Here is a 15,622-nt window from a genome sequence, read left to right as displayed (position 1 = left end):
AGGCCAGCATTATTGCTGGCCTTGTTCTTCCAGCACTGAAATAGGTTTTGACAGCATCGGTTTACCCTGGTTAATGGTAATTTCCACACGCCGGTTGCGGGCACGGTCGTCGGCCGTTACTGCATTTTCAATCAGCGGCTGCGTATCTGCTTTCCCCACCACCGCCATCCGCGATTCGTCAAACCCGTCGGCCCGGCGCATAGCCTCTGCCACGGCAACCGCACGCTGAGACGACAAATCCCAGTTCGAACTGTATAGTTCATTGGATATCTGCTGACCATCACTGTGGCCTGACACCACTATTTCACCAGGTACATCTGCCAACAATTCACCAATGCGTCGCAGGATTGGCTGGAACTGTGGCTGCAGGAAGGCCGACCCTGCCGAGAACGAACCATTTTCACGGATGCGAATTGTCAGTTGCTGACCCAGCGACTCCATTTCAATCGATCCATCCAGGATTTGCTTCTGCAACTGCTGGGCAACTTTCTTCATCAGCTCGCTGGTTTCCGCTTCATCACTGCTTTGCTGCGATGATGCAGCCTGCTCACTGGCCGTTTGCTGGGACTGACCGCCACGCTGGTTCCCACGTTGTTTCTGACGACCTCCAGCCGAATCTTCATCACCGGCCTGAAACTCAAGCATTTGCTCGGTCATTTCTATGGTTTGCTGCTGGATCGTTTCAATCGGCGTGGGATCCGGCCGTCCCGGACGAAACTCCATAGCAATAACACTGGTGCCTTTCGGGATATCTTTTACTTCAATCTTGTTTTGTACACCGAACGCAAACTTCATCGAACCGGCGATCTGCTTGAACTTCAGTACGTCCATTTCAGAGAACGCCAGCAACAGAACAAAGAAGCACATCAGCAGCGACATCAGATCGGCAAATGTCCCCATCCAGGCAGGCAGTCCCTCAGGGGGACATTTGGGGCATTCTTCTTCCTGCTCGGCCATGATTACTCTTCCTCTGTCGCGCCGCGTTTGCTGGCAGCCAGATAATTTTTCAGGATCCCTTCAATCACGCGCGGGTTTTGTCCGTCCGCGATCCCCACAATGCCATCAAGCACCAGTTTCTGATTCAGCTTTTCTTCCTGCGCGCGGTTATTCAGCTTGATCGCAATAGGCAAACACACAACGTTGGCCATAAACGCGCCATACAGGGTGGTTAGCAAGGCAACTGCCATCGCCGGGCCGATAGCTTTGGGATCGTCCATGTTTGACAACATGGCCACCAGACCAATCAGGGTACCAATCATGCCCATTGCTGGTGCCACATCTCCCATATTTTTGTAGATAGCCGCACCAAACTCATGCCGCTCGGTGGTCATGGCGATGTCTTTTGTCAGGGTTTCACGAACCACTTCGATGTCATGGCCATCCACCAGCATGTCGACACCTTTCTGCATGAAGGGATTTTCAATTTCCGCTTCTTCCAGCGCAAGAAACCCGCCTTTACGCGCAGCATCGGCCATTTCTACGATTTTTTCGATCAGGGATTCCGGGGAGTCAATCTTAAACAGGAAGGCTTTTGCAGCAATTTTTCCGGCACCAAAAAACTGGCCAAGTGTGAATTGCGAGAGCACAACAAACAACGACCCCCCAAAGACGATAAGAATTGACGGGACGTTGATGAACATGGCCATATTTCCGCCCATGACCATGGCCATGACCACGAAACCGATTGCCCCTAACATTCCAATGACGGTTGCTAAATCCACTCACTCATCCTCTTCTATCGCAGGCACACCCGGCGGTGCACAGTCATTTGCTGCTAATCAGTCTACAGACTGTTATTCTATCGGCACATTGCAGGATTTCTATAACAACCTGCGACATTTTACCTGTGATACCAATAACTAACTGGGATCGCCTTTGATGATTCTGACCTACACAGCGTCATAAGGCAATCTTGCCCCCACAAACCATTTGACCCCCTGCCCCCCCCTCGGTTAAGGTGCGCCGTATTCAACGACTGATAAGGATTGCGCGATTGTGAGCAACGACACATCGTCCCCCACCTTCGAAGAAACCCTGGCCGAACTGGAACGCATTGTTGATGACATGGAGAACGGCGAGCTGCCGCTGCATGAAGCGCTGCAAAAGTTTGAGCGCGGTATTCAGCTGTCCAGACTGAGTCAGCAGTCTTTAGAGCAGGCACAGCAAAAAGTCAGCCTGTTGCTGAATGAAAACGGTGAAGAAACGCTGGTTCCGCTGGACAACAGCGCGGACAATAACGACTAATCACAACATGATGCATTACCGGGTCTGATTGCTATGACAATCTCGGCGTTACAAGCGCGCGTTAAAAGCGCAACAGATAAAGCCCTTCTTGAACATCTGGACCGCCTCGATAATCACGCTCCACGGCTTAAGGCTGCGATGCAACATGCGCTGTTGGCGGGTGGCAAACGCATGCGTCCGCTGCTGGTTCATGTTATCGCCGAAACCATTGGTCTGGCCGACGCAGACAGTGAAGCCATTGCCACCGCCATTGAATGTATCCATGCCTACTCGCTGGTACATGATGACCTGCCGGCCATGGACGATGACGATCTGCGAAGGGGACAGCCAACCTGCCATATCGCCTTCGACGAAGCCACGGCGATCCTTGCTGGCGATGCGCTACAGACCCTCGCATTTACCGTCCTTTGTGACGCGCCGCTAAGTACTTATGCCCATAGCCGTCGAATTGATTTGGTCAGTCTGCTGGCCAGTGCCGCGGGCTATTCAGGAATGTGTGGTGGTCAGGCAATTGATCTGGATGCAACCGGCAAACACATCAGCGCCGATGCACTGACACAACTTCACAACCTCAAGACCGGCGCTCTGCTTAAGGCCTGTGCGCAAATGACCACGGCCGTTTGTGCATCCATCGAGGAGGCGCATGCCAGCGCAATTATCCGCTTTGCCGATATTATTGGTCTGGCGTTTCAGGTTCAGGATGATATCCTCGACGTAGAAGGAAGCAGTCATCTTACCGGTAAGCCTGCAGGTTCCGACCAGGCGCTGGGCAAAAATACCTACCCCGCCCTGTTGGGCATGGAAAAAGCAAAGCAGGAATTGGTCCGTTTGCACCATGCAGCACTTCAAGCGCTGGAGGGTTTACCTTACAATACAGAGTTGCTGGTTGCCTTCAGTGAACTGATGGTAAAACGCGACCACTGACACTGCGCTGCTCGCAAGTAATCACAAAGACAACAACAATGAGTTTAGATATACAGCACTACCCGACACTGGCGCTGGCCCAATCCCCTGAGCAGTTGCGTAAACTGCCGCAGGAAAAGCTGCGTACGCTGGCTGATGAATTACGAGAATATTTACTGAACTGTGTCAGTCAGAGCAGTGGCCACTTTGCGTCAGGGCTTGGGACCGTGGAACTGACTGTTGCCCTGCATTACGTGTATAACACGCCGTTTGACCGGTTGATCTGGGACGTCGGTCACCAGGCGTATCCGCACAAAATCCTTACCGAACGTGCTGAGCGAATGTCGACAATTCGACAAAAGAACGGTTTACATCCCTTCCCCTGGCCGCCAGAGAGTGAGTATGACACCTTTGCTGTCGGTCATTCGTCTACGTCTATCAGTGCCGCTCTGGGGATGGCTGTCGCAGCTGAGCGCGAAAATGCAGGCAGAAAAGTGGTTGCCGTCATTGGCGATGGAGCGATGACCGCGGGCATGGCCTTTGAAGCCATGAACCATGCAGGCGACATTAATAAAGATATGGTGGTGGTGCTTAATGACAACGAAATGTCCATTTCGGAGAACGTTGGCGCACTCAACAGCCACCTGGCTCGTCTGCTGACCGGTAACTTCTTTAACACGATTCGCGATGGAGGCAAGAAGTTACTGAGTAATGTACCGCCTATTCGTGAGTTTGCCAGCCGTGCTGAAGAACACTTAAAAGGCATGGTCGCGCCCGGTACTATCTTCGAAGAACTCGGCTTTAACTACATTGGCCCTATTGATGGTCACGATGTGGATGCCGTGGTCGACACGCTGCGTAATATGCGTAAATTTAAAGGCCCGCAACTGTTGCACGTGGTCACACGTAAAGGCAAAGGTTATGCGGTTGCTGAAGAAGATCCGATTAAATTTCATGCTGTACCCAAGTTTAATCCCGCAGATAACGCGCTGCCGGCATCCAAGCCATCAGCACCGACCTTTTCAGCAATTTTCGGCCAGTGGCTGTGTGATATGGCATGCCATGATCCTAAGCTGATGGCCATCACGCCCGCCATGCGTGAAGGTTCGGGTATGGTGAAGTTTTCCCAGCAGCACCCGGATAAATACTTCGATGTTGCCATTGCTGAGCAGCATGCGGTTACCTTCGGTGCAGGTCTTGCCAAAGAAGGCTACAACGCGGTGGTCGCGATTTACTCGACGTTCCTGCAACGCGCCTATGATCAGTTGATTCATGACGTGGCACTGCAGAATTTGCCGGTTCTGTTTGCCATTGACCGTGCCGGCATTGTCGGCGCGGACGGCCCTACCCATCAGGGCGCATTTGATATTGCGTACCTGCGCTGTATTCCCAACATGATCATCATGACACCCAGTGATGAAACCGAATGCCGCGACATGCTTTATACCGGCCATAAAGCAAACCAGCCCGCCGCTGTTCGCTATCCGCGCGGTTCAGGCACCGGTATTGCGCCACCAGAGACGATGACGGAACTGGCTTTGGGCAAAGCGCGCACACTCCGCAAAGGCAAACAGGTGGCGATTCTGAACTTTGGTACCCTGCTGCCTTACGCGCAGGCAGCAGCCGATGCGCTGGACGCTACTCTGATTGATATGCGTTTTGTTAAACCCCTGGATGCCGACGCTATCGCACAGGCAGCCGCCGGCCACGACCTGCTGGTAACGCTGGAAGATGGTTGCCGTATGGGCGGCGCTGGCAGCGCTGTCATCGAGCATCTGCAGGATACCGGTACGCTGATAAGAGTACTGACCCTGGGACTGCCTGACAGCTTTATTCTGCAGGGCACACAGCAGGAAATGTACGCAGAACTGGGACTGGACACCGACGGTATTGTTGCTGCAGTCGCCGGTATTCTGAATAAGTAAGTCACGACGCTGACGCGCTGTTTGCGCGTCAGTTGTCGCCGTTATACAAGAAACTGTGCAATCAGGTGCAGTGAACCGCACGCCATCAGACCTGCCACGATATCATCAAGCATAATACCGGCACCGCCGTGCACATGCTTGTCGATGACACCTATCGGCCAGGGCTTCACAATATCGAAGAAGCGAAACAGGATAAATCCGGCGACCAGCGACGAGGGGTGAACAGGAATAAACAGAAACGTCAGCATCATGCCGGCGATTTCGTCCCAGACAATCGCGCCGTGATCATGCACTTTCATCGCCTCAGCAGCCCGCCCACAAATGGCAACGCCTGCCACGCAACTGACCAGCGTAATCGCCACATACCAGACGTCAGACATACCGGCCATCAACAGCAGTAGCGGCACCGCAGCCAGCGAGCCCCAGGTGCCGGGCATAAAGCGTATCAGACCGCTACCAAACCCGACAGCCAGCAAATGGACAGGATTGGTCATTGTCAGGCGCTGGCGCGGATCCTCTGCCATCAGAACGCGTGCTCGTAGCCGAGTGATGCGGGTAACTGGAAGCGTTCGTCGTTATACCGCAGCTCAAATTGTTCACTGTTTCCGGTTAACTGACCGATACAGGTGGCCTTCACATTGGTGCTGCTAAGCGAGGTTTCCAGGCTGCCCTTCTGCTCTTCACCGACAGTAAAAATGAGTTCATAGTCGTCACCCGCAGTCAGCGCATACTGAATTGCCTGTTCGGCAGACACGGTATCGAGCATCGCGCGGGAGAGCGGCAGGCGGTCAACATGAAGCGTAGCGCCACAGCCGGATGCGCGCAGAATATGAGACAAGTCAGCGAGCAGACCATCTGAGACATCAATACAGGCACTGGCAATGCGTCGTAGCGCCGCACCTACCGCCACACGAGGGGTCGGAAAAAGATGCCGGTTAATCAGGTAGTCATGGGCTTCAGGTGACGCAGTCAGTGCATTTTTGAGTATATCCAGACCCGCACCGGCATCGCCTAACGAGCCGGTAACGTAAACCCAGTCACCCGGTTTAGCACCGTTTCTGCGCAGCTCAGCGCCAGGCGGAATAAACCCCTGCGCAGTGATGGTCATGGATAGCGGCCCTTTCACGGTGTCACCGCCAATCAGCTGTACCGAATAGAATTGCGTGAGGTCGTAAAGCCCTTCGGCGAAATCTTCAAGCCATTCTTCGTTTACCTCTGGCATCGCCAGCGACAGACTGATCCAGGCAGGTTCCGCGCCCATCGCGGCCAAATCGCTCAGATTAACTGCAACCGCCTTGTAAGCGACCGATTTTGCCGGCGCGTCGGTAAGAAAATGAACACCACCTACCAGCGTGTCGGTGGTCACCGCCAGTTGCTGATTCTCAGGAACACGGGTAATGGCACAATCGTCGCCAATACCCACAGCGACGTCCTTGCGCTGATAGCCGCCATTAGCAAAATAGCGGCCGATTAAATCAAACTCTTTCACAATGATGACTTAACTGTAATTGAACGGCATGATAACGAGCGGCTTAATCGCGCTCGTCCTTGCGAAGCGTACGGACCGCTTTATCGAGTGCGCCGTTAATAAATTTATGGCTTTCTTCTGCACCAAACGTTTTGGCCAGTTCGATGGCCTCGTTGATGATAACGCGGTATGGCACATCCATACGTTCAGTGAGCTCAAAGGTGGCAATGCGCAGGATCGCTTTCTCAATGGCATCCAGCTCTTCTGGCAAGCGGCCGAGATAAGGCTTGATGGTGTTATCCAGATGAGAGGCATTTTTCGCCACCCCACGCAGTAACGCCTGGAAGTAAGCCATATCGATTTTATGCATATCATTGGATGTGGCAATGGCAAGCTCAACCTGATCAATCTGGTTTTTGCTCATTTGCCACGAGTAAACTCCCTGCAGCGCGAGTTCACGCGCTTTACGACGTGCGGATACTTTCACTTTCTGCCAGCCTTATAGCTTTTCTACAGCGTCGATAACATTAACCATCTCAAGGGCACCCAGTGCCGCTTCGGCGCCTTTATTGCCCGCTTTGGTGCCTGAACGCTCAATGGCCTGCTCGATAGAATCGGTGGTAATCACACCAAATGCCACAGGTACGCCGTATTCCAGCGATACCTGAGCCAGACCCTTGTTGCATTCGCCGGCAACAAAATCAAAGTGTGGCGTACCACCGCGGATGACTGCACCAAGCGCAATGATGGCATCAAACTGCTTTTTTTCTGCCAGCTTTTTGGCAACCACTGGCAACTCATAGGCACCTGGTACACGCACCAGGGTAATATCTTCATCGCCCACCTCACCATGACGCTCCAGTGTATCCAGCGCACCTTCAAGGAGGCTCTCAACGACAAAGCTGTTAAAGCGTGACACGACGATGGCAAATTTCTTGCCCGTTGCTCTGATATTACCTTCAATTACCTGCATGGTTGTCATCCTCGAGAAAAAACGGCGCGAAGTATATCACAACTTCACACAAACTAAATTGAATAGTTATCAGGCCATCCGTCACAAGCCTGGGTGGTAGCAGACTCTGTTCAGAAACCTTCCAATCGCATGGATGCGATTGGAGAGCCCCCATGGATGGGTTCACGGCGTGTTTCTGAACAGAGTCTGCTACCGGCCAGGCATCGACGGCTGGCCGGCTGGCCCTGCTCAATCGTGGATATATTCGACGACTTCCAGGCCGTAGCCGGACAGAGCATGGTACTTAATGGGCTTGCTCAGCAGGCGCATTTTCTTCACGCCCAGGGATGCCAGAATCTGGCTTCCCACACCAATAGTGCGGGATGAGCCCTGCCAGCTTGCACCGGCTGGCTGTTCACCCTTGTCTTCCGCAGCAAAGCGCTTCACCTGATTTTCCAGGTGTTCTTCCTTACCCAGCAGCACCAGCACACCACCTTCTTCAGAAATACGCTGCATTGCTTCAGGCAGCGTCATGGACCGGTTGATGCCGCGGGTTGACCCTAACAAATCACTGAACGTATTGTGCAGATGCACGCGCACCAGTGTTGGCGTATCGTCACTGATCTCGCCTTTTTTCAGGGCAAAATGGATCTGGTTATCGATGCTGTCTTTGTAGGTATGCAGCTCAAACTCACCATACTCGGTCGGTAACTGACAGGTTGCCACTTTTTCTATCGTGGTTTCATTCAGGTTACGGTATTCAATGAGGTCTGCAATCGTACCGATTTTGAGATTATGTTTTTCTGCAAAGGTTTCTAGCTGTGGACGACGCGCCATCGTGCCGTCGTCATTCAGAATCTCCACAATCACGGCGGCCGGTTCACAGCCTGCCAGACGCGCCAGATCGACACCGGCCTCTGTATGTCCTGCGCGGTTAAGTACTCCCCCGTCTTTCGCAATCAGCGGGAAAATATGCCCGGGCTGTACAATATCTGCGGCAGTGGCATCTTTGGCTGATGCTGCCAGAATGGTGGTCGCGCGATCCGCCGCCGAAATACCGGTCGTGACGCCTTTTGCAGCCTCAATAGAGACCGTAAAGTTGGTTGAGAACTGCGCCTCGTTCTTGTCCACCATCAGCGGCAGTTTCAGGCGCTGGCAGCGTTCCCGGGTCATAGGCAGACACACCAGTCCGCGAGCGTGTGTCACCATAAAATTGATGGCTTCGGGAGTGACATGCTCTGCCGCCATGATGAGGTCGCCTTCATTCTCGCGATCCTCATCATCCATCAGGATAACCATTTTGCCCTGACGGATGTCTTCGATAATTTCTTCAGGTGTATTCAGTGCCATAGTGTGAGTTTCTTATAGGGTTTATTTTTTTAAAAAGCCGTGCTCTGCCAGAAAAGACAGTGAGATATCCTTCTTGTCACTTTCTGCGGCGGCGTCGCCAAGCATCAGTCGCTCCAGGTAACGTGCAATTAAATCTACTTCCAGATTCACACGTGTGCCTTTTTTATAATGACGGATAACCGTTTCTTTTAATGTATGCGGAATGATCCACAGCATGAACGCATTCCCATCCACCTTATTCACCGTCAGGCTGATGCCGTCTACTGTGATACTGCCTTTATGGGCAATGTATTTCGCCAGTGATGTCGGGGCAGCAATCCAGATTTCAACATAATCGGTGTGATGAATCAGCTCTGATACGGTCCCGACACCGTCTACGTGTCCTGATACGATATGCCCGCCAAACCGATCGGTCGGTCGCATGGCTTTCTCGAGATTCACTTCGCTGCCCGTGGCATAATCGGCAAAGCCGGTTAATCGCAGGGTTTCCGCTGACACATCCGCGCAATAATAATTGTCGCCCATCTCAGTGACAGTAAGACATACGCCATTGGTGGCAATGCTGTCGCCCAGTTTAACATCGCTCATATCAAGCGTGCCGGACGATACCGTAAGGCGAACATCTTCGCCGCGTCGGTCCATCGCTGAAATAGTGCCAGTTGCTTCAATGATTCCGGTAAACATAGGGTCCTCTTTTATGCGTTACGCAGGCGATGCGACAGTATAGTGTAGTCTGATGTCCTGCCCGAGTCTGCGCGTGTCTTTTAAGGTCAACAGCGGTGCCTCGTCCAGCGTCCTGTAGTCGGGCAGAATCAGCATTGACTGCGCCTTATCCCCCAAAACCTTAGGTGCCTGGTAGCAGATCAGCTCGTCAACTTCACCGGCCGCAAGCAGCGCTCCTGCCAGACCCGGCCCCGCCTCAACCAGCACCTCGTTAAACTGCAGGTCACCCAGTTTCTGCACCAGCGCTGTGATATCAGGCCTGCCATCTCGCGCCGCTACAACCAGTGGCGTCGCATCACCCGCGGTCCTCGACGCATCAGTCGTAACCAGATACGTTTTGAAGCCGTCATCAAAACACTGACGGGCATCAGGCAGCGGGCTAACGCCTTCTACCACTACCCTGGCAGGTTGCCTGATGATGTCGAGCGGATATTCGCTAAACATGGCCTGCTCAGGGCGGACTAACAAACTGGGGTTATCATGCCTGACGGTCCCTGCGCCGGTCAGAACGGCACAACTGCGGGCCCGTAAACGCTGCACATCACGGCGCGCTTCCGGACCGGTAATCCACTGACTCACGCCGTTTGATAACGCAATTTTACCATCCAGACTGATCCCCATTTTGACGGTAACCAGCGGTTTTCCGGTGGTCATGCGTTTGATAAAGCCTGGATTTAATGCGGCCGCCTCCCGGGTCATCACGCCAGTGACAACGTCAATGCCCGCGTCTTTTAACCGCTGTATTCCGCGGCCGCTGACCGCAGGATTGGGATCTGTCATTGCAACGACAACACGCTGTACGCCCGCTTTCACCAATGCATCGGCGCACGGAGGAGTACGCCCAAAATGGCTGCACGGTTCAAGGGTAACGTAAGCCGTGGCACCCGCTGCACGCTGTCCGGTCTGTTGCAGTGCATGTACTTCCGCATGGGCCGTGCCTGCCTGAAGATGCGCACCTTCTCCTATCAGGGTATTGGTGCTATCAACAATAACGCAGCCGACGCGGGGGTTTGGCGACGTGGTATACAGACCTCGCCGGGCGAGTTGTATGGCTTTCGCCATCCAGAAATAATCGCGTTCAGCAGGATTCGTCAACATTTACTCCGTTAAGGGAGACGGCGGATTAATCACCAAGCCGGGCAATTTCTTCACCGAACTCGCGGATATCTTCAAATGAACGGTAAACCGAGGCAAAGCGCACGTATGCGACTTTGTCGAGCTCTTTCAGTGCGTCCATGATCAGATTGCCGATAAACTGGCTTTCGACCTCACGTTCACCGGTTGCCCGCAATTTAGATTTAATCGACAAAATACACTGTTCAATACTTTCTGTGCTGACCGGGCGTTTTTCCAGAGCGCGTTGCAGACCCGCCCTGAGTTTTTCTTCATTGAACGGTTCACGGGAACCATCCCGCTTAATGACGCGGGGCATCACCAGTTCGGCACTTTCAAATGTAGTAAAGCGCTCATGGCAAATGACGCATTCCCGGCGACGACGAACCTGATGTCCTTCCGCGACCAGCCGGGAATCAATGACTTTCGTTTCCTGCGCAGAACAGAAGGGGCAAAACATGGTTCGTCCTCGTTAGGCTAATGGCACACCAGGACGGTGTGCCGATAAGTTCATTATGCCGCGTAGACAGGGAATTTTGCACACAGTGCAATGACTTCCTGTTTAACGCGTTCAACAACACTTTCGTCACCCATGTTGTCGAGTACGTCACACATCCAGGTGGCAACCTGACGCGCTTCCTCTTCGCCAAAGCCGCGGCGGGTAATTGCCGGGCTGCCGATACGCAGGCCACTGGTCACAAACGGTGAACGCGGATCATTAGGTACCGAGTTTTTGTTAACGGTAATGTTAGCTCGGCCAAGCGCAGCGTCCGCGTCTTTACCTGTGATGTCTTTGTCGATCAGGTCAAGCAGGAACAGGTGATTTTCGGTGCCGCCAGACACAATTTTATAACCACGCGCCTTCATTACCTCAACCATTGCCTTGGCGTTTTTAACCACTTGCTGCTGGTAGGTTTTGAATTCAGGCTGCAGCGCTTCTTTAAAGGCCACCGCTTTAGCTGCAATCACATGACACAGTGGACCACCCTGATTACCCGGGAACACGGCACTGTTAAACTTCTTATACAGCGTTTCATCACCACAGGACGACAGAATAAGCCCGCTGCGTGGCCCCGCCAGGGTTTTGTGGGTTGTGGTGGTAACCACGTGCGCGTGCGGCAGTGGATTAGGATACACGCCCGCCGCGACCAGACCGGCGACGTGCGCCATATCGACCAGCAGGTACGCACCGACTTTGTCTGCGATCGCACGGAAACGCTGCCAGTCGACGATGCCAGAGTAGGCAGAGAAACCGCCAATGATCATTTTTGGTTTGTGTTCCAGCGCCAGTGCTTCGACCTGCTCGTAATCAATTTCACCGGTGTCATGGTTCAGACCGTACTGCACGGCGTTGTAGGTCTTACCAGAGAAGTTAACGTGGGCACCGTGCGTCAGGTGTCCGCCTTCTGACAGGCTCATACCCAGCACGGTGTCACCGGCTTCCAGCAGGGCCATAAATACCGCAGAGTTAGCCTGCGATCCTGAATGCGGCTGAACGTTCGCATAATCAGCACCAAACAACTGCTTTGCACGGTCGATGGCCAGTTGCTCAACAATATCAACATACTCGCAACCGCCGTAATAACGCTTACCCGGATAGCCTTCCGCGTATTTGTTGGTTAACTGCGAGCCTTGTGCCTCCATGACCCGGGGGCTGCAGTAGTTTTCTGACGCGATCAGCTCAATGTGCTGTTCCTGGCGCTCAACTTCTTTTGCCATGGCACTGGCCAGTTCGGGATCAAAGTCAGCAATGTTCATTTCACGAGGTAACATGGAGGCTCCTTAACTGCGGTTAGATTTGGCCTGCGAAGGACGTTGGAGTGTTCCCCGCCCCGGCCTGCTGATAACTGATGACACGTCAACAGACAGCAACTTTTGACTGGTTGCCTATTCTAGTCATTTTGGGCGCTATGTATACCGCTTTGTGGTCTGTTGACCTGATTGCGGCATGGCACCCTTTGTTGACAGATGTCCATGCCACTTTACTGGTTAGCCAGACTGTTTTTCCAGTGTTTTCACGCGTTGATACAGACCGTCGATCTGGCGCAGGCGAATTACATTTTTGCGCCAGTCGGTGTTTGGCATGGCGGGTTGCCCTGACGAATACACGCCCGGCTCTGTAATATCCTGAACAATCATGGTGTATCCGGTCACCTGCACATTGTCACAAATACTGATATGCCCGTTGATCCCAACACCACCGCCAATGATGACATGCCTGCCGATATGGCAGCTGCCTGCAATGCCCGTCGCGCCGCAAATGCACGAATGGTCGCCAATGATACAGTTATGTCCCACCTGGACCTGATTATCGATAATCACGTTCACGCCGATGACGGTATCTTCCATCGCACCGCGGTCAATACTGCTGCTCGCACCAATTTGTGAATCATCGCCGATGACCACCGAGCCGGTCTGAGGAATAGGCAGCCATACGCCCTTGTCATTGGCGTATCCAAAACCACTGGCGCCAATCACCGTCTGGCTGTGAATCGTGACACGCTTACCAATTGTCACATCATGGTAGATAGTCACATTCGGATGAATGACACTGCCTTCGCCAATACGCGTGCCACGACGGATCACCGTGTTGGCACCAATCTCGACGTTATCACCCAATACTACGTTGTCTTCGATGATCACATGATGTCCCAGCGACACATTGCTGCCAATGTTTGCTGACGGCGCAATCACCGCCGTGGATGCGATACCGCTGGCAACCGCAGGGGTGGTATCAAACAACTGACTGATGCGTGCAAACGCGGCATGAGGGTTACTCACAACCAGTGCCGGGCACGGGGCGTCTGTCAGCATTTTCTCATGCAGGATAACCGCGCCGGCCTGAGTTGAAGCCAGTTGGGTCTTGTACTTCGGATTGGTCAGAAAAGAAATCTGGTGCGCCTGTGCGCCGGAAAGCGTTCCTACGGCAGAAATCTGAATACCGGCGTCACCGTGAACTTCTCCGCCCACGTGTTTTGCCAGTTCTGCAAGGCTGTAACTGCGTTTTTCTAATCCCGTCATCTCAATTCCTGTGCGGTCTTTGTAACGATAAGTGGTTCGCATAATAGTAAAAAATGACGCGAAAAGCCCTTCAAACTTCATATGGCACGGACAGGGTGAATAATTTTTCGTCAACTGATGGTCGAAATGCAGGCTTAACGACGACAACCGCCACTATAAGGATTAAACTACCGCCATTGTTTTAAACGCATTCACAGCATTGCAAGGACAATCCATGTCACAATACGTATACAGTATGCACAGGGTAGGAAAAATTGTTCCGCCCAATCGTCAGATCCTGAAAGACATCAGTCTGAGCTTTTTCCCGGGCGCCAAGATTGGTGTGCTCGGTCTCAACGGCGCGGGTAAATCCACGCTGCTGCGCATCATGGCGGGTGTCGATACCGACATTGAGGGCGAAGCCCGTCCACAACCCGGCCTGAAAATTGGTTACCTGCCGCAGGAGCCGCATCTGGACGAAAGCAAAGATGTGCGCGGGAATATTGAAGAGGCGGTCGCTGATGTTGCGCACGCGCTGAAACGTCTGGATGAGGTTTACGCGGAATACGCAGCCGAAGACGCCGACTTTGATGCGCTGGCAAAAGAACAGGGAGAACTCGAGGCGATCATTCAGGCCAAAGATGGCCACAACCTGGAGAATGCGCTGGAGCGCGCGGCCGATGCCCTGCGCCTGCCACCCTGGGATGCCGAGGTCAGCAAATTGTCCGGCGGTGAGCGCCGTCGTGTAGCATTGTGCCGGTTACTGCTTGAGAAACCCGATATGCTGCTGCTTGACGAACCGACTAACCACCTTGATGCAGAATCAGTTGCCTGGCTCGAGCGTTTCCTGCATGACTACGAGGGCACCGTGGTGGCCATTACCCACGACCGTTACTTCCTCGACAATGTTGCTGGCTGGATCCTGGAACTGGACCGCGGTCAGGGTATTCCGTGGGAAGGCAACTATTCTTCCTGGCTTGAGCAGAAAGAAAAGCGTCTGGAAATGGAAGAGCGCACTGAGTCGGCGCGCCAGAAGTCGATTAAGCAGGAACTGGAATGGGTACGATCTAACCCGAAGGGACGTCACGCGAAAAGCAAAGCCCGTATGGCGCGCTTTGAGGAACTGTCTACCGGTGATTACCAGAAGCGTAACGAAACCAATGAACTGTTTATTCCACCCGGCGAGCGTCTGGGCGACAAGGTCATTGAAGTCAGCGGACTGAAAAAATCTTATGGCGAACGCGTGCTGATTGACGACCTGAACTTCAGTGTTCCGAAAGGTGCAATTGTCGGTATTATCGGGCCGAACGGTGCCGGTAAGTCTACGCTGTTCCGTATGCTGACCGGAAAGGAACAGCCTGATGCGGGCACCATCGATATTGGCGATACCGTTGATATTGCCAGTGTTGAGCAGTTCCGCGATCACATGAACGAAAACAACACGGTGTACAAAGAAATTTCCGATGATCAGGACATCATCCGCATTGGTAACTTTGAAATTAACAGCCGTGCGTATTGCAGCCGTTTCAACTTTAAAGGCACCGATCAGCAGAAGTTTATTAAAGACCTGTCCGGTGGTGAGCGTAACCGGGTACACCTGGCGAAACTGCTGAAAGCCGGCGGTAACGTGCTGCTGCTTGACGAACCGACCAACGATCTTGACGTTGAAACACTGCGGGCACTGGAAAACGCGCTACTGGAATTCCCTGGCTGTGCGATGGTAATTTCGCACGATCGCTGGTTCCTTGACCGCGTCGCGACCCACATCATGGATTACCGCGATGAAGGCAAGATTAATTTCTTCGAAGGCAACTACAGTGATTACGAAAGCTGGCTTAAATCAGAGTACGGCGAGGATGTGGTGCAGCCACACCGTCTGAAGTACAAACGTATCAGCAAAAAGTAAATCCCGTCACAAAGGCATGCCACCCGGCATGCCTTTTT

Annotated in this window: 16 protein-coding genes; 4 read left to right on the top strand and 12 right to left on the bottom strand. The window is 53.1% G+C overall.

The features are described from left to right. Positions 1-9: 9 nt before the first annotated feature. Together AB1N33_RS11690 and pomA are read right to left on the bottom strand one after the other, a co-directional pair. Positions 10-957, bottom strand: a complete 948-nt coding sequence (locus tag AB1N33_RS11690) for a flagellar motor protein MotB (protein ID WP_411271729.1) — start codon at positions 955-957, stop codon at positions 10-12. A 2-nt stretch (positions 958-959) separates the two neighbouring features. Further along, entirely contained in the window at positions 960-1,721 is a 762-nt protein-coding gene (gene pomA, locus AB1N33_RS11685; protein ID WP_411271728.1) for a flagellar motor protein PomA, read from the bottom strand. A gap of 274 nt (positions 1,722-1,995) precedes the next feature. On the opposite strand from pomA, the gene AB1N33_RS11680 reads away from it, so the two are divergent. The 3 genes from AB1N33_RS11680 to dxs are packed head-to-tail and all read left to right on the top strand — an operon-like array spanning position 1,996 to position 5,072. Then, complete coding sequence (locus AB1N33_RS11680) at positions 1,996-2,244, top strand: exodeoxyribonuclease VII small subunit (RefSeq protein ID WP_411271727.1); 249 nt, start codon at positions 1,996-1,998, stop codon at positions 2,242-2,244. A gap of 33 nt (positions 2,245-2,277) precedes the next feature. Further along, entirely contained in the window at positions 2,278-3,168 is an 891-nt protein-coding gene (locus tag AB1N33_RS11675; RefSeq protein WP_411271726.1) for a farnesyl diphosphate synthase, read from the top strand. A 38-nt stretch (positions 3,169-3,206) separates the two neighbouring features. Next, complete coding sequence (gene dxs, locus AB1N33_RS11670; RefSeq protein WP_411271725.1) at positions 3,207-5,072, top strand: 1-deoxy-D-xylulose-5-phosphate synthase; 1,866 nt, start codon at positions 3,207-3,209, stop codon at positions 5,070-5,072. Between the two features lie 41 nt (positions 5,073-5,113). Here the strand turns inward: dxs and AB1N33_RS11665 are convergent, their stop codons facing one another. The 10 genes from AB1N33_RS11665 to lpxD form a co-directional block, all read right to left on the bottom strand. Then, on the bottom strand, positions 5,114-5,596 hold the full coding sequence (locus AB1N33_RS11665; protein WP_411271724.1) for a phosphatidylglycerophosphatase A family protein: 483 nt from the start codon (positions 5,594-5,596) through the stop codon (positions 5,114-5,116). After that, the gene (gene thiL / locus AB1N33_RS11660) at positions 5,596-6,561 is read right to left on the bottom strand and encodes a thiamine-phosphate kinase (RefSeq protein WP_411271723.1); all 966 of its coding nucleotides are present in this window, start codon (positions 6,559-6,561) and stop codon (positions 5,596-5,598) included. Before thiL ends, AB1N33_RS11665 begins: the two co-directional genes overlap by 1 nt. A gap of 43 nt (positions 6,562-6,604) precedes the next feature. Further along, the gene (gene nusB / locus AB1N33_RS11655) at positions 6,605-7,027 is read right to left on the bottom strand and encodes a transcription antitermination factor NusB (RefSeq protein WP_411271722.1); all 423 of its coding nucleotides are present in this window, start codon (positions 7,025-7,027) and stop codon (positions 6,605-6,607) included. Between the two features lie 12 nt (positions 7,028-7,039). Further along, on the bottom strand, positions 7,040-7,513 hold the full coding sequence (gene ribH, locus AB1N33_RS11650) for a 6,7-dimethyl-8-ribityllumazine synthase (RefSeq protein ID WP_411271721.1): 474 nt from the start codon (positions 7,511-7,513) through the stop codon (positions 7,040-7,042). A 228-nt stretch (positions 7,514-7,741) separates the two neighbouring features. Next, complete coding sequence (gene ribBA / locus AB1N33_RS11645) at positions 7,742-8,842, bottom strand: bifunctional 3,4-dihydroxy-2-butanone-4-phosphate synthase/GTP cyclohydrolase II (protein ID WP_411271720.1); 1,101 nt, start codon at positions 8,840-8,842, stop codon at positions 7,742-7,744. Positions 8,843-8,863: 21 nt separating this feature from the next. After that, a complete protein-coding gene (locus AB1N33_RS11640; protein WP_411271719.1) occupies positions 8,864-9,526 on the bottom strand; it encodes a riboflavin synthase in 663 nt (220 codons plus the stop codon). Positions 9,527-9,544: 18 nt separating this feature from the next. Continuing rightward, positions 9,545-10,663 carry a bifunctional diaminohydroxyphosphoribosylaminopyrimidine deaminase/5-amino-6-(5-phosphoribosylamino)uracil reductase RibD gene (gene ribD / locus AB1N33_RS11635; protein ID WP_411271718.1) on the bottom strand — a complete coding sequence of 373 codons (1,119 nt, stop codon included), beginning with the start codon at positions 10,661-10,663 and terminating at the stop codon, positions 9,545-9,547. Positions 10,664-10,688: 25 nt separating this feature from the next. Further along, positions 10,689-11,138 (bottom strand): transcriptional regulator NrdR, encoded by a 450-nt coding sequence (gene nrdR, locus AB1N33_RS11630; protein WP_411271717.1) that lies wholly within the window; start codon positions 11,136-11,138, stop codon positions 10,689-10,691. A 53-nt stretch (positions 11,139-11,191) separates the two neighbouring features. Continuing rightward, on the bottom strand, positions 11,192-12,451 hold the full coding sequence (glyA, locus tag AB1N33_RS11625; RefSeq protein WP_411271716.1) for a serine hydroxymethyltransferase: 1,260 nt from the start codon (positions 12,449-12,451) through the stop codon (positions 11,192-11,194). Between the two features lie 216 nt (positions 12,452-12,667). Beyond that, positions 12,668-13,699 (bottom strand): UDP-3-O-(3-hydroxymyristoyl)glucosamine N-acyltransferase, encoded by a 1,032-nt coding sequence (lpxD, locus tag AB1N33_RS11620; protein ID WP_411271715.1) that lies wholly within the window; start codon positions 13,697-13,699, stop codon positions 12,668-12,670. A gap of 214 nt (positions 13,700-13,913) precedes the next feature. On the opposite strand from lpxD, the gene ettA reads away from it, so the two are divergent. Continuing rightward, positions 13,914-15,584, top strand: a complete 1,671-nt coding sequence (ettA, locus tag AB1N33_RS11615) for an energy-dependent translational throttle protein EttA (protein WP_411271714.1) — start codon at positions 13,914-13,916, stop codon at positions 15,582-15,584. Positions 15,585-15,622: the final 38 nt, after the last annotated feature.

Source organism: Alteromonas nitratireducens (assembly GCF_040812025.1).
Taxonomy (GTDB): Bacteria; Pseudomonadota; Gammaproteobacteria; order Enterobacterales; family Alteromonadaceae; genus Alteromonas; species Alteromonas nitratireducens.
Note: the sequence above shows the minus strand (reverse complement) of the source record. Positions and strands in the feature narration are given on the sequence as shown.